The sequence below is a fragment of the Pseudoflavonifractor sp. An176 genome (assembly GCF_002160435.1).
In the GTDB taxonomy this organism is placed as follows: domain Bacteria; phylum Bacillota; class Clostridia; order Oscillospirales; family Oscillospiraceae; genus Enterenecus; species Enterenecus faecium.
The window spans coordinates 1-6,388 of record NZ_NFKO01000056.1 but is presented as its reverse complement, the minus strand read 5'-3'; the positions used below and the strand labels follow the sequence as shown (position 1 = coordinate 6,388).

General features: G+C 57.8%; 6 protein-coding genes. 1 reads left to right on the top strand and 5 read right to left on the bottom strand.

What is annotated here, in order from left to right; genetic code table 11:
- Nucleotides 1–181: 181 nt before the first annotated feature.
- Nucleotides 182–2,008 (bottom strand): ABC transporter ATP-binding protein, encoded by a 1,827-nt coding sequence (locus B5F12_RS11465; RefSeq protein WP_242954954.1) that lies wholly within the window; start codon nt 2,006–2,008, stop codon nt 182–184.
- Nucleotides 2,009–2,083: 75 nt separating this feature from the next.
- Between B5F12_RS11465 and B5F12_RS11460 the strand changes: the two genes are divergently transcribed.
- Nucleotides 2,084–2,782, top strand: coding sequence for a LysR substrate-binding domain-containing protein (locus B5F12_RS11460; RefSeq protein ID WP_087234515.1), 699 nt, complete (start codon nt 2,084–2,086; stop codon nt 2,780–2,782).
- Between the two features lie 385 nt (nt 2,783–3,167).
- Here the strand turns inward: B5F12_RS11460 and B5F12_RS11455 are convergent, their stop codons facing one another.
- From B5F12_RS11455 to B5F12_RS11440, 4 genes are all read right to left on the bottom strand, one after another.
- Nucleotides 3,168–3,314: a TraY domain-containing protein gene (locus B5F12_RS11455; protein WP_087234513.1), complete on the bottom strand. Its 147-nt coding sequence runs from the start codon at nt 3,312–3,314 to the stop codon at nt 3,168–3,170.
- Between the two features lie 360 nt (nt 3,315–3,674).
- Complete coding sequence (gene tnpA, locus B5F12_RS11450; RefSeq protein ID WP_087234511.1) at nt 3,675–4,151, bottom strand: IS200/IS605 family transposase; 477 nt, start codon at nt 4,149–4,151, stop codon at nt 3,675–3,677.
- 263 nt (nt 4,152–4,414) lie between these two features.
- The gene (locus tag B5F12_RS11445; RefSeq protein ID WP_087234509.1) at nt 4,415–5,332 is read right to left on the bottom strand and encodes a SufD family Fe-S cluster assembly protein; all 918 of its coding nucleotides are present in this window, start codon (nt 5,330–5,332) and stop codon (nt 4,415–4,417) included.
- Complete coding sequence (locus B5F12_RS11440) at nt 5,329–6,066, bottom strand: ATP-binding cassette domain-containing protein (protein WP_087234508.1); 738 nt, start codon at nt 6,064–6,066, stop codon at nt 5,329–5,331. The genes B5F12_RS11445 and B5F12_RS11440 overlap by 4 nt, the downstream gene beginning before the upstream one ends.
- Nucleotides 6,067–6,388 lie beyond the last annotated feature (322 nt).

The window sequence follows — 6,388 nt, the reverse complement described above, 5'->3', positions numbered from 1 at the left end:
GGCTCCCAGTACCGCGGGGTGGATTCCACAAGGCGGGGGAAGGCCCCGCCTTTGGCGATTCTTTCCCCGATTTCTCATCGGGGAGAAATCGGGCCCAGCGGAGCGTCCCCGACTGGGGCGCTGGCTTCTGCCAAGGAAATCGGAGAAGGACAATCCCTCCGTCACAGCGAAGTCCTGAGAATCAGGCGGACTCTTCTGCCAAATTCCCGGTATACAGCTGATAATACTTGCCCTTCTTCTCGATGAGCTCGTCATGGGTGCCCCGCTCGATGATGCGGCCCTGCTCCATAACCATGATGCAGTCGGCGTTGCGCACGGTGGACAAGCGGTGGGCGATGACAAAGGTGGTGCGCCCGGTCATCAAAGCGTCCATGCCGTCCTGCACCAGCCGCTCGGTACGGGTATCGATGGAAGAGGTGGCCTCGTCCAGAATGAGCACGGGCGGATCGGCCACGGCGGCCCGGGCGATGGCCAGCAGCTGCCGCTGACCCTGGCTCAGGTTGGCCCCGTCTCCGGTGAGCATGGTGTCATACCCGTCGGGCAGACGGCGGATGAAACCGTCGGCGTTGGCCAGCCGGGCGGCGGCCATGCACTCCTCGTCACTGGCCTCCATGTTGCCGTAGCGGATGTTGTCCATCACCGTGCCGGTGAACAGGTGGGTGTCCTGGAGCACGATGCCCAGGGAGCGGCGCAGGTCCGCCTTCTTGATCTTGTTGATGTTGATGCCGTCGTAGCGAATCTTGCCGTCGGCAATGTCATAAAAGCGGTTGATGAGGTTGGTAATGGTGGTCTTGCCTGCACCCGTGGCGCCCACAAAGGCGATCTTCTGTCCCGGTTTGGCCCATAGGCTGATGTCGTGGAGCACCATTTTATCCGGGGTGTAGCCGAAGTCCACGTGGTCCAGCACCACGCTGCCCTCCAGCTTGGTGTAGGTGACGGTGCCGTCGGCCTTGTGGGGGTGACGCCAGGCCCACACGTTGGTGCGGTGGTCGGCCTCGGAGAACTGGCCGTTGGCGTCCTCCTTGGCGTTCACCAGCTCCACATAGCCCTGGTCGGCCTCGGGCTGCTGGTCCATGAGGTCAAAGACACGGGCAGCGCCAGCGGCGGCGGTGACCACGAAGTTCACCTGCATACTCACCTGGCTGATGGGCTGGGTAAAGCTCTTGTTCAGGCCCACGAAGGTGATGACGGTGCCCAGGGTCACTCCGCCCATGCCGTTGATGGCCAGCAGAGCGCCCACAATGGCCACCAGAGCGTAGCTGAGCCAGCCGATGTTGTTGTTGATGGGCATGAGCAGGTTGGCGTAACGGTTGGCCTTGTTGGCGCTCTCCCGCAGGGCCTGGTTGACACGGCGGAAGTCCTCCATGGCCGCCTCCTCGTGGCAGAACACCTTGACCACCTTCTGGCCGTCCAGCATCTCCTCAATGAAGCCGTCCACAATGCCCAGATCTCGCTGCTGCTCCACATAGTGCTTGCCGGAGAGCTTGGAGAAGGTGGCGGTGACCCACAGCATCACCAGGGCAGTGAGCACCGAGATGATGGTGAGGGAAGGACAGATGATAATCATGGTGATGAGGGTGGCCACCATGGTGATGATGGAGTTGATGCCCTGGGGAATGCTCTGGCTGAGCAGCTGGCGCAGGGTGTCCACGTCGTTGGTGTACACCGACATGATGTCCCCGTGGGGGTGGGTGTCAAAGTACTGGATGGGCAGGGACTCCATCTTGGAAAACAGGTCGTTGCGCAGGTGGCGCATGGTCCCCTGGCTGACGTTGACCATGATGCGGTTGTAGCCGAAGGAGGCCGCAATACCCACCACCATGATGATGGCCAGCTTGATGATCTCCCCGGCCAGGCCGCTGAAATCCGGATTCACGTTGCCGATCAGGGGCACGATGTAGTCGTCCACCAGGGTCTGGGGGAAGGTGGCGGCCAGTACAGTGGCCACCGCCGAGATCAGAATACACACAATGACCAGGGCAAACAGGGGGCCGTAATAGTGGAGCATATAGCCCAAAATCCGGTTCAGGACCCCCATGGCGCCCCCATTGCGTTTGGTTTGATTCTTCACAATGAGACCTCCTTGTGTTATGCGGGGAAGATTCTCCAGCTGTCCAACATCTCCCGGATGCGGGTGAAGGGCTGCTATGAGGCCCGGCCCATGCGCTTGGGGCTGGGGTGCCGCAGCTCGGCGGACCTGCGGCTGCTGCGCCCGGCTCTGGAGCGGCTGCGCCAGGAGGAGGAGCGGATTTTGCCCATGATTCGCCTGATTCCCCTCAGCGCCCTGGACAATCTGCTCACCGAAGGGGATATTCAGGTGCTGTTTACCTTCCAGGAGACCGCCCCGCAAAATAGCGTCTATCGGGAGCTACTGCGCAGTCCAGTGGTGTTTGTCTGCCGGGAGGACCATCCCCTGGCCCAGTGCGAGACGGTGACGGTGGAGCAGCTGAAAGAGGGTGGCCTCATCGCCGCCTGTCGGCCCCCGCTGTGTCCCCCGTCGGTGTTCGCCCTGCAAGGGCAGATCGTCACCTCCAAGCCCCCGGAGGAAGTCATTTTCTGCGAGAGCCAGGAGGTGCTCTTCACCCTGGTGGAGACGGGGTACGCCTTCTCCATCATGGCCGACTTCCCCCAGCTGCGCGCCCCGCAGCTGCGCTATATTCCCATCCAGGGGTGTGAGCCCCTCTCCTTTGGGGTGTCCTACCTGCGGGGCAATCGGGGGCAGACCCTGCGGCGGTTTCTCTCCGTTTTGGAGGAAAGCATTCAAATGAAGAACGAAGAATGAAAAATGAAGAATGCAAGCCCTGGGGTACAGCGCACCATATAGGCTCCCTTGTGTAAAGGGAGCTGGCTGCCCGTAGGGCAGACTGGGATTGTCTGTACTGGCTCCCCAATCAAACCGGTGAAACATAGAACATCCGGTGGCAGTCAATCCCTCCGACTCGTCGGTGTGGACTGAGTATCCCTCGCCTCGCCCCTGAGAGGCGGGGCAAGTCTCGCTCACGCCGTCACACCTCCTCTCCCCACCAAACCCGCTTGCGCTGGGCTTTGGCGGGGGCCCCGTAGCGCCGGGCCACCTCCCTTTACACAAGGGAGGCTTTTCGCAATTCCCATCAAGCACAAAAAAACACCGTTGTAAAGGAAACTTCTCCTTTACAACGGTGTTTTTCTTATTTTTCCAGCTGTTTCAAATGGGCTTTACAGATGAGATTGATGTACTGGGACAGGGAGCGGTCACAGTCCTCCGCCAGCACCTTCAGCTTTTCCACCACGTCCTCATCCAGGGTGATGCTCACCTTTTGTTTTAATGGCTTCATACGATTACCTCATATCCTTTTCCGCTAGTATAGCATTCTATGCGATATTAGGTTGATTATTCCTTCTTAATAGTATAAAGTAGGATTAGAGGTGATTGACATGGAACTATACCAGGAATTGCTGCTAACTCTCCTACAACAGCAGCACATACAGGTGACCTTTCCTGATCTCAATATCAGCGCCCAGGATTTTGTGGAATGCCAATGCTATCAAGCCCTAAACGAGTCAGGACCCCCGGCTAAGCCGGGGGCTTGAGTAAGCCCTAGAAGGGCATAATACAGACAACGCCCCTCAAGGGGCCCCGAATGGGTCGGTCAACTGCATTGCTGACTCATGGCGGGCCCCTTAAGGGGCTTTATTTATGCCTTCGTATTCTTGCTACCCGTAAACGGGTCAATGAACTCCTTTAGACATATCTGATCTGCTATCTTGTCCTCCTCTAATTGATTCCGGATGTATTCCTGTATCTGCTTTTTATTCCGTCCTACCGTATCTACGTAGTAACCTCTCGCCCAAAAATGTCGATCTCCATACTTGTACTTCAAATTCGCATGCCTATCAAATATCATAAGACTGCTTTTCCCTTTGAGATATCCCATAATCTGTGCTACACTAAGTTTTGGCGGTATACTGATCAGCATATGGATGTGATCTGGGCAAGCCTCTGCCTCTATGATTGTTACCCCTTTTTGTTCACACAATCTACGCAATATTTGCCCTATATCCCTTTTGATTTGCCCATATATCGCCATCCGCCGATATTTCGGCGCAAACACCACATGATATTGGCATCGCCATGTTGTGTGTGCTTGTTTCTCTATATCTTTTTCTTTCATCGAAAAAACCTCCTGGTCTTTGTTGTTGCAGTTGGCCGACCGCAACCTCAATTTTACCAGAAGGTTTTTTCACTATATAATCTTTTTTACTCTCCCCAGCATAGCTGGGGGTTGTCGTTACGCTAAAGCTAACCAAATCAAGACTGTCATACAGGATGACAGTCTTGACGATGGTGAATGTTTCGCAAAAATCGAAGAAATTATACAAATCTTCGAGAATATTGGAAGTACCGGTGGTTTACGCCACGATTTTGGATAATTCTTTACCGCAGGAATCCGTCCAGAATCTTCTGCTCGGCCTCCTCCTCGGTGAGACCCAGAGTCATGAGCTTCAACAGCTGATCTCCGGCAATCTTGCCGATGGCCGCCTCGTGGATGAGCTGGGCGTCGGTGTGGCCCGCCACAATGGCAGGAATGGAGCTGACCTTGGCGTGGTCCATGATGATGGAGTCGCACTGGACGTGGCCAAAGCAGGGGGCATCCCCCTGCACCTGGGGATAGAACACCTGCACGGAGTTGTCCTGGGCCACAGACCGGGAGATGACCTGGGTGCGGGCCCCCTCCCCCTTCATGATGACCTCCATTTTGCTCTCGGCAAACTGGTCGCCGTGGGTGAGCAGACGCTCGGTGACCACTGCCTCGGCATTGGCCTCCATCTCCACCTTGGTGTAGCGGCGAGTGGAGTCCACGCCCCGAATCTGCACCGTCTCCAGCTGGATGGAGGCGCCCTCCTCCAGGTAGATGATGGTGTGGGGATTGAGAATGCGCTTTCCGGTGCCCTCGCCCTCGCCGTAGTGCTTCTCCACATAGCGCACCTTGGCATTCTTGCCCACGTAGAAGGTGTGGACGCCGTCGTGCTGGGCGGTCTCACAGCCGGAGTTGTGGATGCCGCAGCCGGCCACAATGCTCACATCGCTGTTCTCGCCGATGTGGAAGTCGTTGTACACCAGGTCGGTGAGACCGGTCTGGGTGACGATGACGGGGATGTGCACCGACTCGTTGACGGTGCCGGGGGCAATGTGGATGTCGATGCCCGGCTTGTCCTCTTTGCTCTCAATGACAATGTTGGCGGAGTTGCTGCGCCCCTCCAACTGGCCGTTCTTGCGGATGTTATACGCCCCCTGGGGCACACGCTCCAGGTCTGCGATCTCCCGGAGCAGATGGGTGTCGATGGAATTCATGCCTGGGCTCCTCCCTTCACAAAGGCGCACCCGGATTGGGTGTTTTCCAGAATCTTGGGGAACATCTCCTCTTTAGCCCCCCGCTCCACCACCTCGCCGCCAGCGATCATGACGATCTCGTCGGCCAGGTTGATGATGCGCTCCTGGTGGGAGATGATGATGATGGTGGCTTGCCGCTTCTCGTGGATATAGCGGAAGGTCTCGGTGAGCTTGGCAAAGCTCCACAGGTCAATGCCCGCCTCTGGCTCGTCGAAAATCATCAGGGGAGACTTCCGGGCCAGAATGGTGGCGATCTCAATGCGCTTGACCTCGCCGCCGGACAGGGAGTTGTCCACCTCCCGGTCGATATAGTCGGCGGCACACAGCCCCACCTGGGTCAGCAGCTGGCAGCCCTCGGCGTGGGTGAGCTGGGCGTTGCCCGAGGCCAGGCTCAGCAGGTCCCACACCCGCAGGCCCTTGAAGCGAGGGGGCTGCTGGAAGCCGTAGCTGATGCCCCGGCGGGCCCGCTCGGTGATATTCAGGTTGGTGATGTCCTCCCCGTTCCAGATGATCTGGCCGGAGGTGGGCTGGTTGAGACCCATGATGGTCTTGGCCAGGGTGGTCTTGCCGCCGCCGTTGGGGCCGGTGACCACCAGGAAGGTGCCGTCCTGGACGTTCAGGGACACATCCTTCAAAATCTCCTTCTGACTGCCCTCTCCCTCCACAGAGAAGGTCAGATGTTTCAGTTCCAACATAGTGCAAATCTCCCGTTTGAAGCCGTCCCCCGTGGGAGGGACGGCTTATAATTCATAGTTTTCTTATATGTTTTGCTAGTATATCATGATTATACCCATCTGTCAACCGTGGCAATCCCTGGATTGGGGCATAGAATGGGGTATTTAGGAGGTGTTTTCCCATGGATGAGATCATGAATTCTCGTTCCCAGAGCCAGGAGGTCTTTGAGCGGGTGTGGGCCCGGGTCATGGGCTCCGCCGCGCCCCAGACCGCTGCCCAGCCCCAGCCGGAGCCGGTCTCCCAGCCCGCCCCCGAGGCCCGACCGGTCATGGCCCCCCAGAC